Source organism: Novosphingobium sp. AAP1 (assembly GCF_001295765.1).
Taxonomy (GTDB): domain Bacteria; phylum Pseudomonadota; class Alphaproteobacteria; order Sphingomonadales; family Sphingomonadaceae; genus Novosphingobium; species Novosphingobium capsulatum.
In genome coordinates this window covers 1-19,083 of sequence record NZ_LJHO01000026.1, presented here as the reverse complement: position 1 = coordinate 19,083, position 19,083 = coordinate 1, and the positions used below count along the sequence as shown (strand labels likewise).

Sequence of the window (19,083 nt, the reverse complement as noted above, 5' to 3'; positions counted from 1 at the left end):
TTTTTCCACAGGGATGCCATAGCCTGAATAATTTTATATTTAACAATGGATTAGATCGACATTTTTCTGTCACTTTGCAGCGATTGCCGATGATGGACGCATGCCGGACGTGCGATGAATCCGCAGATTTGCCCCGTGTGAGTCGGATTCGCCACGCCAAATCGGATTGAAGCTGCGCAAGCGCGCGCTGGACGGCATCGGGCCGATGCAATAGTTCGTTGCAAACTCGGGAGCTTAGCCATTTCCAAGCCTTATCTTGTCGCCGCCCTGCTTATGGCGCTCTCTTGCCCGGCGGCAGCGATGGCCGACAGCGTATCGCTAACGGCACCGCAGTTGTTCGAACTCGCCGACCGCGCCCGCGACAGCGGCGATTTTGCCACCGCCGAAACCGCCTATCGCGCCCTGGCGGACAATCCCGATATCGACCTGCGCAACGAAGCGCGGTTTCGCCTGGCGCTGATGCTGGCGGATCGCGAGCACAAGTTGAAGGACGCAGCCCTGATCCTGCGCCGCATTCTGGACGAACGCCCCAACGCGCAGCGCGTGCGCCTGGAACTGGCGCGGGTTCAGGCGATGATGGGTGACCTTGGCGCTGCCCGCCGGGAAATGCGCGCGGCCCAGGCTGGTGGGCTGCCGCCGGACGTGGAGCGCATGGTGCGGTTCTATGCTGCCGCACTCAAGGCGCGCAAACCCTTTGGTGGCAGCCTGGACGTGGCGCTGGCGCCCGACAGCAACATCAACCGCGCCACCCGGTCCAACACGCTGGGTACGGTGATCGGCGAGTTCACGCTGGACCAGGATGCCAAGGCCAGATCGGGCCTGGGTTTGGCGCTGCGCGGGCAGACCTATTTTCGCACCCCGCTGGAAAAGAATGCCACCCTGCTGGTGCGGGCCAATGGATCGGGCGATCTTTACCGCGATGAGCGCTTTGACGATATCCTGATCGGCATCCAAGCCGGCCCGGAATATACGCTGGGTGCCGACCGGTTGACGCTCGCCGCCGGGCCGACCTGGCGATGGTATGGCCTCAAGCCCTACAGCACGTCGGTGGGGGTGAGTGCCGATTTCCTCCATCCCATGGGCAAGACGATGCAGGGCCGCCTCGGCCTGGGCGTGACCCATACCGCCAACCGGCGCAATGCCTTGCAGACCGGCGATGTCTTTGCCCTGTCGGCCGGGCTCGATCGTGCGGTATCGGCCCGCCTGGGAGGCGGGGTGCAGGCCTTCGTCAACCGCACGAAGGCCCGCGACGCGGGCTGGTCGGACGTGACCGGCGGTGGCGCGGTCTATGCGTTTCGCGAAATCGGCCGGACCACCGCCGTGATCAGCGCCAGCTACAGCCACCTCGAGGCCGATGCCCGGCTGTTCCTCTATCCGCGCCGCCGGATGGATGACCGCTTTTCCGTGGTGGCCAGCACCACCTGGCGTGCGCTGCAATGGCAGGGCCTGGCCCCGATCACGCGCCTGCGGTGGGAGCGCAACCGATCGACCGTGGGCATCTATGACTATCGCCGGGTCGCGGCCGAAGTGGGCATTACCGCCGCATTTTGAGCGTGCGCTCCCCGCGGGTTCAGGCGTGGCCGGTATCGGCGGCAAGATGGGCGGGATCGATGCCGGCGGCGCGCCAGGTGGCCGACCAGCGCTGTTTCCGCGGGGTATCGAACAGGATCGCGGGTGAACCTTCGGCGGCATGCCAGCCGTGGTGGTGCATTTCTTCTTCCAACTGCCCCGGTCCCCAGCCGGCATAGCCCAGCGCCACCAGCCAGCGCGAGGGGCCGCGCCCTTCGGCAATCGCGCGCAGCACGTCCATCGAGGCGGAGAGCGTGCACAGCGGATTGACCGTGACCGAGCCCTCGCCGCCCCAATCGGGGGTGTGCAGCACGAAGCCGCGCCCGGTTTCCATCGGGCCACCATGCAGCACCGGTACATCGGGCGCATGGCCCGGATCTATGCCTACATCTTCCAGCAGGCCGTGAAAGCGGATGCCGGCACGTTCCTCTCCCAGGCCAATGCCGAGGGCGCCGTTGGCATCGTGCAGACACAGCGCGAGCACCGCGTGATCGAAGCGCGGATCCATCATGCCGGGCATGGCAAGCAGCAGGCGCCCGGCAAGATAGTGCGGGGCAAGATCGGCAGCGGCAGGTTCGGTCATGATGGCAGACTTTTTCAGGCGGCGGCCGATGCGGCAGCGGCGGCGGTGGCAGCGCGTTCGCTGGCGCCCCCCGGACCACGGTCTTCGGCCACGTCGATCAGGCGCTTTTCCAGGTTGCGCAGGCGGTTCTCGCTGGTCACCTTCTCACCCAGGATATCGGTGACATAGAACGTATCGACCGCGCGTTCGCCATATGTGGCGATGTGAGCGGAATGGACCACCAGCCGCGAATCGAACAGGGCATGCGCCAGGCGGCCGAGCAGCGCGGGCCGATCGCGCGCGCCCACTTCCACCACGGTGAAGCGGTTGGACGCCTTGTTGTCGAAGATCACGATCGGCTGCACGTCGAACGCCTCGGCCCGGGGGCGGGCGAGCGGCCGCGCGGCGAGTTGGGGCATGAGCTTGACCCGGTTGGACAGGCCATCGGCGATGCTGTTCTTGAGCCGTTCGATGTGGCGCGCTTCGTTGAGCGGGCGGCCAAGCGGGTCCTGCACCAGGAAATTGTCCACGGCCAGGCCGTTGCGGGTGGTGTGGATGCGCGCATCGATGATGTTGCCCCCCGCCAGGTGGATCGCGCCGGCCAGGCGATAGAACAACCCGGCGTGGTCCGCGGCCAGCACGGTAACCAGCATGGCGCCGCGCGCGGGATAGTAATGCGCCTCTACCGACAGCGGCTCGCCCAGGGCGCTATCCATCTGCTGGAGATTGAGCGCGATGATGTCTTCGGGTTCGGCAATCCAGTAGGCATCGCTCAGCTGCCGGCCGACCGTGCCGATCAGCGCGTCGCGTTCCTTGAGCAGTTCGCCCACCGCCTTCTTCTTGGCGGCGATGCGCTCGGGCCGGCCGTGCTGTTTGTGGCCCAGGCGCAGCATTTCCTCGGTCTGGATGAACAGGTCACCCAACAGCTGCCGCTTCCACGAATTCCAGATCCCTGGCCCGACCGCGCGGATATCGACGATGGTGAGGATCAACAGCAGGCGCAGCCGCTCCGCGCTTTGCACCTGCGCGGCGAAATCGGCGATCGTCTTGTAGTCGGCCAGATCGCGCTTGAACGCGGTGGCGCTCATCAACAGGTGCCAGCGCACCAGCCAGGATACCAGTTCGGTCTCTGCCGCCGACAGGCCCAGCCGCGGGCACAGCTTCCGCGCCACCTCGGCGCCCAGCACCGAGTGATCGCCGCGGCGGCCCTTGGCGATATCGTGCAGCAGCGTGGCAACATAGAGCACGCGGCGCGAGGCAACCTTCTGCACCACGTTGCTGGCCAGGGGATGCAGTTCGCGCTCCTCCCCCTTTTCGATGCGGGCGAGCAGTCCAATGGCGCGGATGGTATGCTCGTCCACCGTATAGTGGTGGTACATGTCGAACTGCATCTGCGCCACCACGCGCCCGAAATCGGGAATGAAGCGGCCGAATACGCCGGCCTCATTCAGCCAGCGCAGCACGGTTTCGGGATCATGCGGGCTGGTCAGCAATTCCAGAAACAAGGCATTGGCGCGCGGGTCCTTGCGCACCGCGCCATCGATCAGGCCAGCATCGCGCCGCGCCAGGCGCATCGCATCGGGATGGATTTCCAGCCCGTGCTTGTCGGCCACCACGAAGATCTCGAGCAGGCGCACCGGATCGACGGCAAAGAAATCGTCGGCCGGGACCGACACCTTTTCCGCGACGATGGGAAAGCCCGAAACCTTGCGCTTGCGGCGCTGGCGCAGCGCGGCGAAGAAGCCCGGTTTGGTGCGGGCAAACTGTTCATCGAGCTGGGCCATGAACACGCCGGTGAGCGAGCCGACCTGCTTGGCCTGGAGAAAGAAGAACTGCATGAAGCGCTCGACCGAGCTTTTGCCCGGGCGATCGGCAAAGGCCATGCGCGCGGCCACTTCGCGTTGCAGGTCGAATGTCAGGCGGTCTTCGGCGCGGCGGGTGATCATGTGCAGGTGGCAGCGCACCGCCCAGAAGAAATTCTCGGCGCGGTGGAACGCGCGATATTCCGCCGCCGTCAGCAGGCCGACATCGACCAGTTCCGATGGATCGCGCACCTTGTGGACATATTTGCCGATCCAGTAGAGCGTGTGCAGGTCGCGCAGCCCGCCCTTGCCCTCTTTCACATTGGGTTCGACCACATAGCGGCTGTCGCCCAGCCGTTTGTGCCGCTCGTTGCGTTCGGCCAGCTTCTCGGCGACGAATTGGCGCTCGGTGCCGGCGGCGACCTCGGCCCAGAAGCGGCGCGCCGCTTCTTCATAGACGTCGCGATCGCCCCAGACGTAACGCCCTTCGAGCAGCGCCGTGCGGATCGTCAGGTCGCTCTTGGCCATGCGCACCGTATCATCGAGCGAGCGGCTGGAATGACCGACCTTGAGGCCAAGGTCCCACAGGAAATAGAGCATCGCCTCGATCACCTGCTCGCACCACGCGGTGGGCTTGTTCGGGGTGACTAAGGCGATGTCGACATCGGAATGCGGCGCCATCTCGCCCCGGCCATAGCCACCCACGGCCAGCACGGCGATGCGCTCGCCCGTCGTGCGGTTGCTGGCGCGATAGACCTGGCCGATCACATAGTCGTGAATCACCCGCACCAGCTGGTCGACCAGGAAGGCCTGGCCCTGGGCGCATTCATAACCTGCCGAGGGCCTGCCGCGCAGGCGCCGGGCCAGTTCCTCGCGGCCATGGGCCAGCGCCGCGCGCAGATGCTCGACCACCACGGGCCGGGCGCGCGAGGGATCGCCATCGGCTTGTGCCACGGCCTGGGTCACCGCCTCGGCAAGGGTGCGACGGTCGATGATGGCGCGCTGGTGGGCGATGCGGGGCAAGGTCATGCCCCCTCATTAAACGAGGTGGCGTTAAGGGGAAACAGCGCAGGCATCCAAGTTTTCACGATAATCGCCGATTGGCCTCCCCCTTTCGGGCAGGATTGCGCGCGAACGACCGCGCCTGGGCTGTAACGGCGCTGCCGCGCTTTTGGGATTTGCCAGCAGCTTGGCCCCTGTGCCAGAAGGCGCGCGAACCTGGGCAGGCTGGCAAGGCCTGGCCCCCGGCCATCAGTTCACCGAATACGGAGCGTCGCGCTTGTCCCTTTTTCCGGCCCTTTCTGCCGCTGCGGCTGCCTCGTCGCACATGCCGCTGCATTGGGAGCAACTGCATCTCTCGCCCATTGCCTGGGATTTCGGCTTCTTTGCGCTGCGCTGGTATTCGCTGGCCTACCTCGCCGGCATCCTGCTTGGCTATTGGCATCTCTCGCGCATGATCCGCCAGCCGGGGGCGCCGATGGCCCAGCGCCACGCCGATGACCTGTTCTTCTATGCCACGCTGGGCATCATCCTGGGCGGCCGACTTGGCTATGCCACGTTCTATGCCCCGGAACTGTGGACCCACCCCAGCGAACTGGTCAAGCTGTGGCAGGGTGGCATGAGCTTTCATGGCGGCCTGATCGGCACCGTGCTGGCGATCGCCTTTGTCTGCTGGCGCAACCAGCTGAGCTTCATCCGGGTGTGCGACTATATCGCCCCATGCGCGCCGATCGGGCTGTTCTTCGGCCGCTGCGCCAATTTCGTGAATGGCGAGCTATGGGGCCGCGTCACTACCGCCGATGTGCCCTGGGCCATGGTCTTTCCTGGCGCAGGCCCCAATCCGCGCCATCCCAGCCAGCTCTATGAAGCGCTGCTCGAAGGGGTGATCCTGGCCACCGTGCTGATCACGCTGTTCTGGAAAACCCGCGCGCGCTGGCGTCCGGGCCGGCTGATGGGCACGTTTGCCACCGGCTATGCGCTGTCGCGCTTCATCGTCGAATTCTATCGCGAACCCGATGCCCAGCTCGAAGACTTTGCCCTGCGCACCGGGCTGTCGATGGGCCAGTGGCTGACCCTTCCGATGCTGGCGATCGGCCTCACCCTGCTGATCCGGGCGATGGTGCGCCCGCCGCTGGGAACCGTGGCCCCGCCCCCGGCCGATTGACCAGACCATGGCCACTGAAAGCCTGCGCGATGTCTTTGCCAGGCTGATCCGGGCGACCGGCCCGATCAGCGTGGCGCACTTCATGGCCGAATCCAACGCGCGCTATTACAGCACGCGCGATCCGCTGGGCACGGCCGGCGATTTCATCACCGCCCCGGAAGTGAGCCAGATGTTTGGCGAAATGATCGGGCTATGGCTGGCCGACATCTGGATTCGTGCCGGGAAGCCACAGCCGGTCGCCTATGTCGAGGCCGGGCCCGGCCGCGGCACCCTGGCACTCGATGCGCTGCGCGCCGCCGCGCGCCACGGCCTGGTGCCCGATGTGCACTTCGTGGAAACCAGCCCGGCGCTGCGCGGCATACAGCGACAGCGTTTCCCCCACGCCACCTGGCACGATGATTTTTCCACGCTGCCGACCGATCGCCCGCTCATGGTGGTGGGCAACGAATTCCTCGATGCCCTGCCCGTGCGCCAGATCGTGCGCATGGCCGAAGGCTGGCGCGAGCGGATGATCGGCTGGGACGCGGCGGGCGATCGCTTGCTGCCAGTGGCCGGCACCGGCCCGATGGACGCGGCCGTGCCCGCAGACCGGGCCGATGCGCCCGAAGGCACGATCATCGAAACCTGTCCGGCCGCCGCCGCCGTCACGGCCGATATCGCCGCGCGCCTGGCCGCGCAGGGCGGCGTGGCGCTGTGGATCGACTATGGCCATGCCCAGCCCCAAGATGGCAGCACGCTGCAAGCCGTGCGCGCCCACCAAAAGGTCGATCCGTTTGCCGAACCGGGCGAGGCAGACCTGACCGCCCTGGTCGATTTCGCCGCGCTGGTGCCGGTGATCGCGGCCGCCGGCGCCCGCTGTGAAGGTATTGTCACGCAGGGCGAATTCCTCAAATCCCTGGGGATCGAGGCGCGCGCGGCCACGCTGGCCCGCCATGCCCCCGATCATGCCCCGGCACTGACGCGTGCGCTGGCCCGCCTGATCGATCCGGCGCAAATGGGCAACTTGTTCAAGGCCATGGCTTTTACCGCACTGCACTGGCCAACTACTGCTGCGTTCTAGGTAGTTTATCGATTGCATTGCGGCAGCGCAAAATACAGCCGGTTGCTGCACTAAAATGCTTGTTGGCAAAGCCGCAATTCTGTGGCTATCACGCGTTATAACTGTTTGGGTCTGGCACGTGCATATCACGGCGGCCCGGCGCGCATGATACCCGGCGATGTTCGCCGCCGCGCGCAAGGAGGGGGAAATACCGTGCCCGGCCGTTTCCAGGCGGGGTGGCAGCAGGCAGGGATTATCAATGGCTGATGAGGCAATTGTGAACGCAAGCGGCACAGATTCGCCCGCCGTCCATGACGGTGCGGGCGCCGATGAAGGCGTGCGGCGGCGCGATTTCATCAATATCGCAGCGGTGAGTTTTGCAGGTGTTGGCGGACTGGCGGTGCTCGTGCCGCTGGTCTCGCAAATGGCACCTTCGGCTGACGTGCTGGCGGAAAGTTCGACCGAGATCGATATCTCGCAGATCGCGCCCGGCCAGGCCATCAAGGCCGTGTTCCGCAAGCAACCGGTCTTCGTGCGCAACCTGACCCCGGTGGAAATCAGCGAGGCCGACAAGGTGCCGCTTTCCAGCCTGCGTGATCCGCAGACCCTGGAAGAGCGGACCAAGCCCGGCAAGACCAACTGGCTGATCACCATGGGCGTCTGCACCCACCTGGGCTGCGTGCCGCTGGGCGCCGGCGAAGGCGAGGTGAAGGGTGAATTCGGCGGCTATTTCTGCCCGTGCCACGGCTCGGTCTATGATACCGCCGCGCGCATCCGCAAGGGCCCGGCACCCAAGAACCTGGAAGTGCCGGTTTATGAATTCACGTCCGACACTGTCGTGAAGATCGGCTGAGGATAGACACGATGAGCTTTCCCTGGGCGAAACATTACAAGCCAAGCCACCCGCTGATGCAGTGGCTGGACGAAAAGCTGCCACTGCCGCGCTTCGTCTATAATGCTGTCGGCGCCGGCTATCCGGTGCCGCGCAATCTGAACTACATGTGGAACTTCGGCGTGCTCGCCGGGGTGTGCCTCATGCTGCAGATCGTGACCGGCGTGGTCCTGGCGATGCACTATGCCGCCAATTCCGGCGTGGCATTCGACAGTGTCGAGCACATCATGCGCGACGTGAACTGGGGCTGGATGCTGCGCTATGCGCACGCCAACGGCGCCTCGGCGTTCTTCGTGGTGGTCTATATCCATATCTTCCGCGGGTTCTTCTACTCCTCGTACAAGCCCCCGCGCGAAATGATCTGGCTTCTGGGTGTCACGATCTTCCTGCTGATGATGGCCACGGCCTTCATGGGCTATGTGCTTCCCTGGGGCCAGATGAGCTTCTGGGGCGCCAAGGTCATCACCGGCCTGTTCTCGGCCATCCCGGTGGTCGGCACGCCGCTGCAGCAGTGGCTGCTGGGTGGCTTCGCGCCGGATAACGCCGCGCTCAACCGCTTCTTCAGCCTGCACTTCCTGCTGCCCTTCGTGATCCTGGGCGTGGTGATCCTGCACATCTGGGCGCTGCACATTCCCGGTTCGTCCAACCCCACCGGCGTGGAAGTGAAGACCGAATCCGACACCGTGCCGTTCCACCCCTATTACACCGCCAAGGACGGCTTCGGGCTGGGGGTCTTCGCGATCCTCTACTGCACCATGCTGTTCTTCCTGCCGAACGCGCTGGGCCACCCGGACAACTATATCCAGGCCAACCCGCTTTCGACGCCGGCGCACATCGTGCCCGAATGGTACTTCTGGCCGTTCTACGCGATCCTGCGCGCTTTCACCGCCGATTTCCTGTTCATCCCGGCCAAGCTGATGGGCGTGCTGGCGATGTTCTCGGCAATCCTGGTGTGGTTCTTCCTGCCCTGGCTGGACACCTCGCCGGTGCGTTCGGGCCATTATCGCCCGCTGTTCCGCAAGTTCTTCTACCTGCTCGTGATCGACGTGCTGGTGCTGGGCTTCTGCGGCGGCTCGCCGGCCGAAACCAAGTACGTGCTGATCTCGCAGATCGCCGCCACGTACTATTTCCTCCACTTCCTGGTGATCCTGCCGATCGTCGCCTCGATCGAGAAGCCGGCCCCGCTGCCCTTCTCCATCACGCAAGCGGTGCTGGGCAAGGATGACCAGACCGCCCCGGCCGCCTGAGCCAGCGCGAACCGCACAAAGAGAGAGAACCCCATGGTCCGTCTTTTTGGTCCTCTTGTCGGCCTCTTCTTCGCCGTGGCGCTGCTCTGGTCGTTCGGAGTGGGCGCGATCCAGGCGATCCGCGAGCCCGAACCCGCCACGGCGGTGCAGGTCTATCACCTCGCCCCGCACGAGCCTGAACCCGGCTTCTCGTTCAACGGCGCCTTCGGCAAGTTTGACCGGGCCCAGCTGCAGCGCGGCTTCCAAGTCTACAAGGAAGTCTGCTCCAACTGCCACTCGCTCCACTTCGTGGCGTTCCGCGATCTGGCCGCGCTCGGCTATTCCGAAGCGGAAGTGAAGGCGATCGCCAAGGATTGGTCGAACAAGGCCAAGGTCGTCGATCCCAAGACCGGTGATGAAACCCAGCGCGACAACGTGCCGGCCGATCACTTCCCCAAGGTCTATTACGCCGGCACCGGCAACCCGCCAGACCTGTCGCTGGTCACCAAGGCCCGCCACGAAGGCCCGGAATACGTCTATTCGCTGCTGACCGGTTACCAGGATCAGCCGGCCGAACTGCTCAAGCGGTTCCCCGACAGCAAGACGCCCGATGGCCTCTACTACAACCCCTACTTCGCCAACCTGAACATCGCCATGCCGGCGCCGCTGGCCGACGACCAGGTTACCTATGGCGACGGGACCAAGGCCACCAAGCAGCAGATGGCTGCCGACGTTGCCGCGTTCCTCACCTGGACCGCCGAACCCAAGATGGAAAAGCGCAAGCAGACCGGCTGGGCCGTGCTTGGCTTCCTCCTCGCTGCGACCGTGCTGGCCTATCTGGCCAAGCGCAATATCTGGGCCCGGGTCCACTAACGCCGGGCGACAGTGCCAAAACGAAAAGGCCACCGGAAACGGTGGCCTTTTTCATGGGTTGTCGGCACTGGCGGCGCTTTCAGCCGCTTCCTACGGCCTCCCCTCCCCTGGACATTACCCCATGACCTGCGACCTCAAGTCCCTGATCCGCACCGTGCCCGATTTTCCCGTGCCCGGCGTGCTGTTTCGCGATGTCACCACGCTGATCAGCCATCCCACCGGCTTTGCCGCCGCGATCGACCACCTCGCCAACCGGGCACAGGCCAGCGGCGCAACCCTGATCGCCGGGATGGAGGCGCGCGGCTTCATCTTTGGCGCCGCTGCGGCTGCGCGCGCGCAGCTGGGCTTTCTGCCGGTGCGCAAGCCGGGCAAATTGCCGGTGCCGACGCTCAGCGTCGACTATGACCTGGAATATGGCACCGACAGGCTGGAAATCGATCCCACCGCCATCGCGCCAGGACAGCGCGTGGCGATCGTCGATGATCTCATCGCCACCGGTGGCACGGCGCTGGCCGCGGCACAACTTCTGCGCGAGGCAGGCGCCGTAGTGACCCATGCGTTCTTCGTGATCGACCTGCCCGACTTGGCCGGGGCGCAGCGCCTGCGCAACGCGGGCCTGGTGGTAGACGCCATGATGGACTTCCCCGGGCACTGACGGCAGCACCGCCACAACCCGCCCGCCCTTTGCGACGCCGCGCAGGGAGGGCGGGTCAGCCGCTCCGTCAATCCACCAGCATCAGCGCGTCGAGCGCAACCACGCCTTCGCCCTGCGGGTGCAGGATCACCGGGTTGAGATCGATTTCGCGGATCGACGGCTCGGCCCGCAACACCTGGCCCACCTTGACGATCAGCGCGGCCAGGGCCGGCACATCAAGCGCCGGAGAGCTACGATAGCCCGCCAGCAGCGCCGCGCTCTTGAGCTGCATGAGTTCGGCCTCGACCGCCTCCTGCGTGAGGTCTGCCGTCAGCAGGCGCACGTCCTGAAGAATTTCGGCGGTAACCCCGCCAAACCCGGCCAGCACCACCGGCCCCCATTCGGGATCGTTCTTGGCGCCCACGATCATTTCCACGCCGCGCTTGCCCATCGCCTCGATCAGCACGCCATCGAGCGTGATCGCCGCATCATAAGCCGCGACATTGGCAAACATGCGGGTCCAGGCCGCACGCACCGCCGCGCCATCGGCGAGATTGAGGATTACCCCGCCCGCGTCGCTCTTGTGGCCCAGCGCCGCCGCCTGCGCCTTCATCGCCACGGGATAGCCCACCGCGTCCGCTGCGGCCACGGCATCATCGGGCGTCGCGGCAAACTGTCCCTTGGGAAAGGCCACGCCGGCAGGGCCCAGCAGCTGCTTGGCCTTGTATTCGGGAATGACACCCGAAACATCGGCAAGGCCCGCTACCGGCAGCGCCGGCGCATCAGTGGCCGTCAGATCGCGGGCAGACCAGTGCGTCAGGCGGGTGATGGCGCGCAAGGCGCGCTCGGTGGTGGGGAACCACGGCACCCCGGCCGCCCGCAGCGCGGCAATGCGCTCTGCCGGAACCTGCGCCCCTTCGTCCAGCCCGGCAAAGATCAGCGGCTTGCTCAGGGTCTTGCCCTCTACCGCAGCCAGAATGGCAGGGAACTTGATCGCACAGGTAATCGCCTCGGCCTGGATGATCCCGGCCAGAACCGTACCGACGCGGTCGTCGGCCAGCAGGGCGTCGAGCGTGCGGGTATAGATCGCCGGCTCCGACAGGCCCTGCGCGGTGATGTCGAGCGGGTTGGAAACCGGCACGAACGGCGGCAACGCGGCGCGCAGTTCGGGCGAATCCTCATCATGCAGCGCGGCCAATTCCAGGCCAAGTTCTTCCGCCAGGTCGAGCGTCAGCGCCTTGAACGCGCCGGATTCGCCCAGCACGGCCGCCTTGCCCGAAGGCGCGATCGGGCACAGCGCGGCAATCTCGGCAATATCGCCCAGTTCTTCCAGGGCTTCGGCAAAGATCACCCCGGCGCGCGCGACCATCGCGCGCATCAGCTTGTAATCGCCGGCCATCGCCCCGGTGTGCGTGGCCGCCGATTCGCGCGCGGCGCTGGATTTGCCGGGATGCAGCAGCACCACCGGCTTGCCCGCGGCCCGCGCCCGGCGCGCCGCGGCCAGAAAGCGCTGCGGCTTGCGGAACTGCTCCACGATCATGGCAATGGCGTGGGTATCGGGATCATCGACCAGCCAATCGACGTAGTCCTCCACGCCGCTCGCCGCCTCGTTGCCGGTGGACACCGAATAGGAAACCCCGCATTCGCGCGCCAGCAGCATGGTGCCCAGCACCGCCGCCATGGCGCCCGACTGCGAAACGATGCCCACCGCGCGCCGGCCGGCCGGCGGCACGGCATCGGTTTCCACAAACGTGAGCGGAATGCGGTCGACATAGTTAACCAGGCCCAGGCAATTGGGGCCTTCCACCACCATGCCCGCCTCAGCCGCCAGCCGGGCAATCTCGCGCTGCTCGGCCAGGCCCTCTTCCCCGCCTTCGGCAAAGCCGGCCGAAAAGATCACCACGCCGCCCGCTTTGCGCGCCGCCAGGCTGCGCACGGCATCGAGCACGCCAACGCGCGGAATGGCCAGCACTGCCACGTCCACCCCTTCGGGCAGGGCATCGACGCTGGCATAGCAGGGCCGCCCGCCGATTTCGCTGCGCTTGGGATTTACTGGATAGATCGCCCCGGCATAGCCATTGCGATCCAGGTTGCTGAGCAAAGTAGCCCCCAGCGCGCCGGGCTTGTCGGACGCGCCGACCACGGCCACCGATTGCGGGCGCAGGAAACGGGCGATCGCCTGATGCGAGAGAACGGGTTCAACAGCCATGACATCCTCCGAATTTCGCTATGACTTATAACAATCAGCGAAACGCGGCAAGCGGCGAGTGCGCGACTGGCCCAAAGGCCATCCACCGCAAACGCCGGAATGATTGGTAAGCCCGGGGTTGACGAAACCCGACTGCCCATGGCAAGCGCAAAGCCTGGATGCGGGCGGGTATAGCTTAGTGGTAAAGCCCTAGCCTTCCAAGCTAGTTATGCGGGTTCGATTCCCGCTACCCGCTCCAACACCCCTTCAAAAAATCCCCGAAAAATGGTATAAAACCCTTAGAAAACCTGGGCTTCTGTGCCCTGGTTCGTCCGGGCTTGCGTACCCCCGTCCATCAGCATCCATGCGATTTTGGGGGTATTTTGGGGTATCGCATTCTCGGGCCAATTGGAGATGCCCCCACGATGGGGGTATCTTTTGACGAAAGGCGCGGAAAATGGCTCTTACAGACGTTGCTATCCGCAGTGCTAAGCCCCGAGCAAAGCCGTACAAGGTCGGTGACTCCCTTGGGCTATTCCTTTTGATCACACCTGCCGGCGGCAAGCTCTGGCGGTTCAAATACCGCATCCACGGGAAGGAGAAGACGCTGGCTGTGGGTGTCTATCCCGAAGTCGGATTGGCTGATGCCCGGCGGCGGCGTGACGAGGCCCGTCAGTTGCTACTCGATGGCAAGGACCCAGGGGTCGAAAAGCGTCGCGCAAAGGTCAGAGCCCAAATGGAGGCCTCAAACACTTTCTCGACAATCGCCACCGAGTTTTGCCAGAAGCGGAAACGCGACGGTCAGAAGAGGTGGGCCCCCGCGACGGCGACTCGAAGCGAGTATTTGCTTTCGCTGTTGAACGGCTCGATCGGACGCATGCCAATAGCCGAAATTGAGCCGATAGACGTGCTGGCGGCCGTTCAGCGCATCGAAAGCGAGGGCAAGCTGGAGAGCGCACGGCGAACGCTCCAACTGGCGGGCGCGGTTTTCCGATATGCGGTGGCAACTGCGCGCATAAGATCAGACCCTACTCGGGACCTCAAAGGCGCGCTGACTTCGCCTAGCGTCACGCACTATGGCGCCATCCTTGATCCGTCGCGGGTCGGGGAACTGCTCCGAGCGATTGAAGGTTACGATGGCCAGCCTATCTCGAAGCTGGCCATGCAGATCGCGCCTCACGTTTTCGTGCGACCCGGCGAATTGCGACATGCGACCTGGGAAGATGTCGATTTCGATAATGCGTTATGGACGATTCCAGCCGCCAAAACCAAGATGCGCAAGGACCATCTCGTTCCGTTGTCGCGACAAGCCCTGACACTGCTGAAACAACTGCATGGTCTCACTGGGCCAAAAGGCTATCTCTTCCCGTCGATGCGGACCCGCGCCCGGCCAATGAGTGACAACACAATCAATGCCGGACTTCGACGCTTGGGGTATTCAACCGATGAAATGACGGCCCATGGGTTTCGAGCCACGGCGTCAACATTGCTAAACGAAAGCGGCAAATGGCATCCTGACGCTATCGAGCGTGCACTTGCTCACGGCGAAAGCGATAAAGTTAGGGCTGCTTACCACCGCGGTGCGCACTGGAATGAACGAGTGGCGATGGCGCAGTGGTGGAGCGACTACCTTGATACGCTCAGACGCGCATCAAAGGCCTGAACGCTAAAACGATGTGCTCGCCCAGCTTGGCAGCCACTTTCAAGCGGGTTGTGGGCTACCAAACAGATCTTCGCCAAGATCTCGTGGCGGCTTCGGGCGACGTTCTTTCCTCTTGACCCCCTCGGCTGTCAGACGATCATACGCATCGACAAATCTTTGGAACTGCGCTTCCATCTGAGCAGGTTCCAGAAGGGGAAGGTCCTCGAGATTGTAGCAGTTGATCTGCCGACTCTCAGCCCCCTCGGGCATGCTGGCATCCAGCAAAAGTACGTCAGCGCCTTCGAGTTCATCGACTGCAAAAAGCGAACTGATTGCACTGGCGATGAGACGGAGACCGTGGGCCCCGGGAACATGCGTCCGCCTGGGCTGCAGGTAGACGATTACGTGACGGCCGTTTTCACGGAACGAGAACAGCGGATCTACGGTGACCGAGAAGTCGCGGCGCAGCGCTAGTTTTCGCGGCTTTAAAGGATGGCACATGAATGTGCCGCGTCCGGCCGCAGCATCCCAGATCAACCCACCGACTTCCCTGTTGTGAGGACGTCCCAAGGGATGCCCCTTCTGACCGCAAGCGTTCACTGCTGCCTGTCGAGACATCTGAAGGCTAAAAACCGCTGGTGCCAGTTTCTTGCAAGGATCGTATCCCCAAACCGATCCTGTACTGCGGTAATACCGGCGCAGGTTGATCGCGGTCGAATCGAGATCATGGCCAGTCAACCTGACCACGTCTTGGAGAGCGGGAATCGGAAGATCCATAACGCGACGTTTACCATCATGCGCCGCTGCGCACAATTGTGCGCATCACTGTACAGTGGCGCTTTTGCCCTGCGAAATGAAATGGGCTCGAATGCTATCGTTGGAAATCTGCATGTTCAGGCGGACCTTTCCATCACCAGCATTCCAAACCTGATCCCATGGGCCGCCTGCCACGTGGGTGAGATCGGACAATTCGAAAGCGCCGAAGCCTGAATAATAGGCAAGGATAGAATCAAGAAACTTGCTTGTTTCACTTGAAAAGTCGGCACGCGCTTCAATGAGCTCGCCAGTATCCCAATCGATGATCGTCGCTCGACCCGTGATTGGTCCGGCTCCATAAATTTTGAAGGCGTCGTAAACGGCTCGCACGACCGGGCCATATTCCCAAGCCTCGACGCGATTCGTGATCAGTGGTGTTCCGAATGACGCTAGGTGCCAACCATGGGCGAAATAGATGTGCTTGAGGACGCCCATGTTGGTCAGCCGTATGCCGCGCCTTTCAGCGCAGGCGAGCAGGTAATTCGCAACTTGTCGGGCGTCGTACATCTTGTTCCCGGTGGCACTGGTCCGCAACCGCTCGCGAGGCCGTTACAGCGGGATCCCTGCAAGCGCAATGGAAGCTATCACGGCAGGAATCATGTTGCGACAGAAGCCGGCGACAGGTTGTGATTTTGTCTTCATACGCCACGATCGACATTCGATTTGAGATTAGCGCTGCTAAAGCCGACGGACCTGGCACCCTGAATTGCCTGCGTTGCGTGGTACGATGACTTGATGACGCTAGAGTGTGGCTGCCCCGCACCTGCGGCGCGGCCGCGCTCTATCTGCGCCTGCGGCTACGACCGAGCCACCGGCGGTGTCTCGTCGGCGTGGCCGTCACGATCGCTGGCAGGGATCGGCTCGCTGCGCGATCCGCATGCGGACAGCACGCTGTCGCGCGCCGGCGTTGCTGACTGACCTGCCGGCAGGCGGTGTGGGCGTCACTCACCGCTAGGCCCGCCGCGGCGGCGCGCAACCTGAGCTGCGCTCAGGTCCTCCATTCCATTGCGACCCTTCGGGTGCGCCCCGCCTCGTTCGGCGGGCCTTCCGGATCGCTCCTGTCGCCCACCCCGCCCTCCGGCGGGTCCATGCGCGCGATGAAAGAAGGAGTGAAGGACAATGGAACTCAAGCACATCGACATCACCCGTCTGTCAGTTTCCAGCCTCAACATGCGGGGCACGAAGAAAACCTGCGACATCGCCAATATCCTGCCCTCGGTGCGAGCGCGCGGCGTGCTGGTGCCGCTGATCGTGCGCGAGGTCGGCGCCGTAGTCGTCGGTTCAGGCGGCGAGGATAGCGCGGATGGTGAGCATGCTCCCACCTACGAAATCCTGGCCGGAAAGCGCCGGTTCCATGCCGCGCTGGCTGTGGTGGAAGAGGGCGGCGGCATCGAGGACCTGCCCTGCGCGGTGATCGAGCCGGGTGACGATGCTGCCGCCCTTGAAGCCTCGCTGATCGAGAACATCGCGCGGCTGGATCCCGATGAAATGACCCGCTGCGAGACCTTCACCCGGCTGGTCCGTGAAGGCCGCGACGTGGATTGCATCGCCCTGACGTTCGGGCTGACGGCTCTGCAGGTGAAGCGCACGCTGGCGCTGGGCAATCTCGTTCCCCGGCTGCGCAACCTCTACCGCGCCGACGGTATCGATGCGGTCTCACTGCGCCATCTGACCATGGCATCCAAGGCCAAGCAGAAGGAATGGCTGGCCCTGCACGATGACGAGCGAGCAACGGCACCGACGGGTGCCTGGCTCAAGTCATGGCTGTTCGGGGGAGCGTCGATCCCGGTCAGTGCGGCGCTGTTCGATCTGGACGGCTACGAGGGCGAAATCATTGCCGATCTGTTCGGGGAGGATCGCTATTTCGCCTGCGCGGAGGTGTTCTGGACCGCGCAGATGGAAGCCATCGAGACGCGGGCCGAAGCCTATCGCGATGCCGGTTGGAACGAGGTCGTGATCATGGCCAGGGGTGACGCGTTCCATGCGTGGGAACACGTCTCCTGTCCCAAATCCAAGGGTGGCCGGGTCTATGTCGCCATCGGCCATCGCGGTGACGTCAGCTTCCACGAGGGCTTCGTAACCACCAAGGAAGCGCGGCGGCTGGAGCGCGGCGAAGCGCTGGAAAAGGCGGTCCGGCCCGAAGTGTCGAGCACGGTGAATGCCTATATCGACCTCCATCGCCATGCCGCCGTGCGCGCCAAACTGGTCGAGGACACCAGCCTTTCTCTACGGGTGATGGTCGCCCATGCGATTGTCGGGTCAGGCCTGTGGGCGGCGCGGGTCGAACCGCAGAAGGCCCCGAGCGATGCCGTGGCCGAGAGTGTCGAGAACTGCCTGTCCGAAGCCTTGTTCGACGCCCGACGGCGCGAGGTTCTGCGCCTGCTCGACCTTGATCCCGACACGCCGACCGTCACCGCCAGCGATCCAGATGGACAAGGCATTTGCGGTCTGCTCCGGCGGCTGATCACGCTGGACGACGTTGCCGTGCTACGCGTGCTGGCCGTGGTCATGGGCGAAACGCTCGACGTCGGAACCGGCCTGATCGAACTGCTGGGCGCGCACATGGGCCTCGACATGGCCGATGTCTGGCAGGCCGACGATGCCTTGCTGGACGCGGTGCGCGACCGCGAGATCATGGACCATCTGCTCGCCGACGTCGCGGGCGAACAGGTTGCCGCCGAGAACGGCAAAGCCACGACCAAGGTCAAGCGTGGCATCATCCGCGACTGCCTTTCGGGCAGCAATGGGCGCGTGAAGCGCGATGGCTGGGTGCCACGCTGGATGGCCTTCCCGGCGAGCGCCTACACGCTGCGCGGCGGCGTCGTCAGCGCCGAGCGGGCGGCGCGGATCGCAGCGGCCGATGACCGCGAGATCGAGGCAGAAGATACTGACAACGTCGAGGTCGAAGCTGAGACGAGCGCCGACACTGAAGCCGATGCCACCTGGCCCAAGGCGGCATGACAGGGGATATGGCCGGTTCCTGCTGGGACCGGCCAACTACTTTGTACTTGGCAACGCAAGGAATAGCGGCGATTCTAAAGCCATGAAGACCGACCTCGATCATCTGCCTGCGAGCAAGCAGCGCGACCTGGACCGCGTGGTCCAGATCCTGTTCGAGGAGTTCGCCGCCGCGCATGAGAACGCCACCGCGCGACGCCGCCGGGGCCGTATTCTCAAGGTCATTCTCTATGGCAGCCATGCGCGGGGCGGCTGGGTCGACGAGCCGCATACCGCCAAGGGCTACGTCTCGGATTTCGACCTGCTGGTGATCGTCAATCAGAAGGAACTGACCGACCGCGCCGCGCACTGGACCGCTGCCGACCAACGGCTGATCGAGGAGAAGATCGCAGGGACTCTGCGCACGCCCGCCAATTTCGTCGTCCACACCTGGCAGGAAGTTGGCGACGGCCTCGCCCATGGGCGCTACTTTTTCATGGACATCGCCCGCGATGGCGTCCTGCTGTTCGAGGCCGACGACAGGGCCTTGCCAGAGCCCAAGCCGAAGACGCCAGAGCAAGCGCTTGCCATGGCGCAGGAATATTTTGACGAGTGGTTTCCTGCTTCAGCAGGCCGTTTGGACACAGCGAAGTATGTCGCAGGACAAGGGCGGCTAAAAGAGGCGGCGTTCGACCTGCATCAGTCGGCGGAATTCCTCTATCATTGCGTCCTGCTAGTC

At 64.2% G+C, this 19,083-nt stretch carries 15 protein-coding genes and 1 tRNA gene; 11 read left to right on the top strand and 5 right to left on the bottom strand.

The window, feature by feature from the left end; genetic code table 11:
• The first annotated feature begins 300 nt into the window (after positions 1-300).
• Positions 301-1,551: a surface lipoprotein assembly modifier gene (locus tag IP65_RS20135; RefSeq protein ID WP_231627827.1), complete on the top strand. Its 1,251-nt coding sequence runs from the start codon at positions 301-303 to the stop codon at positions 1,549-1,551.
• A gap of 19 nt (positions 1,552-1,570) precedes the next feature.
• On the opposite strand, the gene IP65_RS20130 is transcribed toward IP65_RS20135, so the two are convergent.
• Together IP65_RS20130 and IP65_RS20125 are read right to left on the bottom strand one after the other, a co-directional pair.
• The gene (locus IP65_RS20130) at positions 1,571-2,152 is read right to left on the bottom strand and encodes a YqgE/AlgH family protein (RefSeq protein ID WP_054132828.1); all 582 of its coding nucleotides are present in this window, start codon (positions 2,150-2,152) and stop codon (positions 1,571-1,573) included.
• A gap of 14 nt (positions 2,153-2,166) precedes the next feature.
• A complete protein-coding gene (locus tag IP65_RS20125) occupies positions 2,167-4,962 on the bottom strand; it encodes a [protein-PII] uridylyltransferase (RefSeq protein WP_054132827.1) in 2,796 nt (931 codons plus the stop codon).
• Positions 4,963-5,260: 298 nt separating this feature from the next.
• On the opposite strand from IP65_RS20125, the gene lgt reads away from it, so the two are divergent.
• The 6 genes from lgt to IP65_RS20095 all read left to right on the top strand — a co-directional run bounded on the left by lgt (position 5,261) and on the right by IP65_RS20095 (position 10,782).
• Positions 5,261-6,097, top strand: a complete 837-nt coding sequence (gene lgt, locus IP65_RS20120; RefSeq protein ID WP_082350288.1) for a prolipoprotein diacylglyceryl transferase — start codon at positions 5,261-5,263, stop codon at positions 6,095-6,097.
• Between the two features lie 7 nt (positions 6,098-6,104).
• The gene (locus tag IP65_RS20115; RefSeq protein WP_054132826.1) at positions 6,105-7,157 is read left to right on the top strand and encodes a class I SAM-dependent methyltransferase; all 1,053 of its coding nucleotides are present in this window, start codon (positions 6,105-6,107) and stop codon (positions 7,155-7,157) included.
• Positions 7,158-7,395: 238 nt separating this feature from the next.
• Positions 7,396-7,989 (top strand): ubiquinol-cytochrome c reductase iron-sulfur subunit, encoded by a 594-nt coding sequence (petA, locus tag IP65_RS20110; RefSeq protein WP_054132825.1) that lies wholly within the window; start codon positions 7,396-7,398, stop codon positions 7,987-7,989.
• 11 nt (positions 7,990-8,000) lie between these two features.
• The gene (locus IP65_RS20105; RefSeq protein WP_022678057.1) at positions 8,001-9,275 is read left to right on the top strand and encodes a cytochrome b N-terminal domain-containing protein; all 1,275 of its coding nucleotides are present in this window, start codon (positions 8,001-8,003) and stop codon (positions 9,273-9,275) included.
• Positions 9,276-9,308: 33 nt separating this feature from the next.
• Complete coding sequence (locus tag IP65_RS20100) at positions 9,309-10,127, top strand: cytochrome c1 (protein WP_022678058.1); 819 nt, start codon at positions 9,309-9,311, stop codon at positions 10,125-10,127.
• Positions 10,128-10,248: 121 nt separating this feature from the next.
• Complete coding sequence (locus IP65_RS20095) at positions 10,249-10,782, top strand: adenine phosphoribosyltransferase (RefSeq protein ID WP_054132824.1); 534 nt, start codon at positions 10,249-10,251, stop codon at positions 10,780-10,782.
• Positions 10,783-10,849: 67 nt separating this feature from the next.
• Here the strand turns inward: IP65_RS20095 and IP65_RS20090 are convergent, their stop codons facing one another.
• On the bottom strand, positions 10,850-12,970 hold the full coding sequence (locus IP65_RS20090) for an acetate--CoA ligase family protein (protein WP_054132823.1): 2,121 nt from the start codon (positions 12,968-12,970) through the stop codon (positions 10,850-10,852).
• Between the two features lie 164 nt (positions 12,971-13,134).
• Between IP65_RS20090 and IP65_RS20085 the strand changes: the two genes are divergently transcribed.
• Positions 13,135-13,208, top strand: a tRNA-Gly gene (locus tag IP65_RS20085).
• A 198-nt stretch (positions 13,209-13,406) separates the two neighbouring features.
• Positions 13,407-14,612 (top strand): integrase arm-type DNA-binding domain-containing protein, encoded by a 1,206-nt coding sequence (locus IP65_RS20080; RefSeq protein WP_054132822.1) that lies wholly within the window; start codon positions 13,407-13,409, stop codon positions 14,610-14,612.
• A 39-nt stretch (positions 14,613-14,651) separates the two neighbouring features.
• On the opposite strand, the gene IP65_RS21580 is transcribed toward IP65_RS20080, so the two are convergent.
• Both IP65_RS21580 and IP65_RS20070 read right to left on the bottom strand, forming a co-directional pair.
• Positions 14,652-15,368 (bottom strand): hypothetical protein, encoded by a 717-nt coding sequence (locus tag IP65_RS21580; protein WP_156306798.1) that lies wholly within the window; start codon positions 15,366-15,368, stop codon positions 14,652-14,654.
• Between the two features lie 45 nt (positions 15,369-15,413).
• A complete protein-coding gene (locus tag IP65_RS20070) occupies positions 15,414-15,914 on the bottom strand; it encodes a Panacea domain-containing protein (protein ID WP_156306796.1) in 501 nt (166 codons plus the stop codon).
• Between the two features lie 612 nt (positions 15,915-16,526).
• On the opposite strand from IP65_RS20070, the gene IP65_RS20065 reads away from it, so the two are divergent.
• Positions 16,527-18,368, top strand: a complete 1,842-nt coding sequence (locus IP65_RS20065) for a ParB/RepB/Spo0J family partition protein (protein ID WP_054132819.1) — start codon at positions 16,527-16,529, stop codon at positions 18,366-18,368.
• Between the two features lie 82 nt (positions 18,369-18,450).
• Positions 18,451-19,083, top strand: a 633-nt coding sequence (locus IP65_RS20060; RefSeq protein WP_082350286.1) for a nucleotidyltransferase domain-containing protein, incomplete at its 3' end; no start/stop codon positions are given.

Bases quoted from the DNA above. Each gene is read 5' to 3' on its own strand.
- IP65_RS20115 (WP_054132826.1), top strand. From the start codon at position 6,105: ATGGCCACTGAAAGCCTGCGCGATGTCTTTGCCAGGCTGATCCGGGCG.
- IP65_RS20130 (WP_054132828.1), bottom strand. From the start codon at position 2,152: ATGACCGAACCTGCCGCTGCCGATCTTGCCCCGCACTATCTTGCCGGG.
- IP65_RS20065 (WP_054132819.1), top strand. From the start codon at position 16,527: ATGGAACTCAAGCACATCGACATCACCCGTCTGTCAGTTTCCAGCCTC.
- IP65_RS20125 (WP_054132827.1), bottom strand. From the start codon at position 4,962: ATGACCTTGCCCCGCATCGCCCACCAGCGCGCCATCATCGACCGTCGC.
- IP65_RS20080 (WP_054132822.1), top strand. From the start codon at position 13,407: ATGGCTCTTACAGACGTTGCTATCCGCAGTGCTAAGCCCCGAGCAAAG.
- IP65_RS20090 (WP_054132823.1), bottom strand. From the start codon at position 12,970: ATGGCTGTTGAACCCGTTCTCTCGCATCAGGCGATCGCCCGTTTCCTG.
- petA (WP_054132825.1), top strand. From the start codon at position 7,396: ATGGCTGATGAGGCAATTGTGAACGCAAGCGGCACAGATTCGCCCGCC.
- IP65_RS20070 (WP_156306796.1), bottom strand. From the start codon at position 15,914: ATGTACGACGCCCGACAAGTTGCGAATTACCTGCTCGCCTGCGCTGAA.
- IP65_RS20135 (WP_231627827.1), top strand. From the start codon at position 301: ATGGCCGACAGCGTATCGCTAACGGCACCGCAGTTGTTCGAACTCGCC.
- IP65_RS20095 (WP_054132824.1), top strand. From the start codon at position 10,249: ATGACCTGCGACCTCAAGTCCCTGATCCGCACCGTGCCCGATTTTCCC.
- IP65_RS20105 (WP_022678057.1), top strand. From the start codon at position 8,001: ATGAGCTTTCCCTGGGCGAAACATTACAAGCCAAGCCACCCGCTGATG.
- IP65_RS21580 (WP_156306798.1), bottom strand. From the start codon at position 15,368: ATGGATCTTCCGATTCCCGCTCTCCAAGACGTGGTCAGGTTGACTGGC.
- IP65_RS20100 (WP_022678058.1), top strand. From the start codon at position 9,309: ATGGTCCGTCTTTTTGGTCCTCTTGTCGGCCTCTTCTTCGCCGTGGCG.
- lgt (WP_082350288.1), top strand. From the start codon at position 5,261: ATGCCGCTGCATTGGGAGCAACTGCATCTCTCGCCCATTGCCTGGGAT.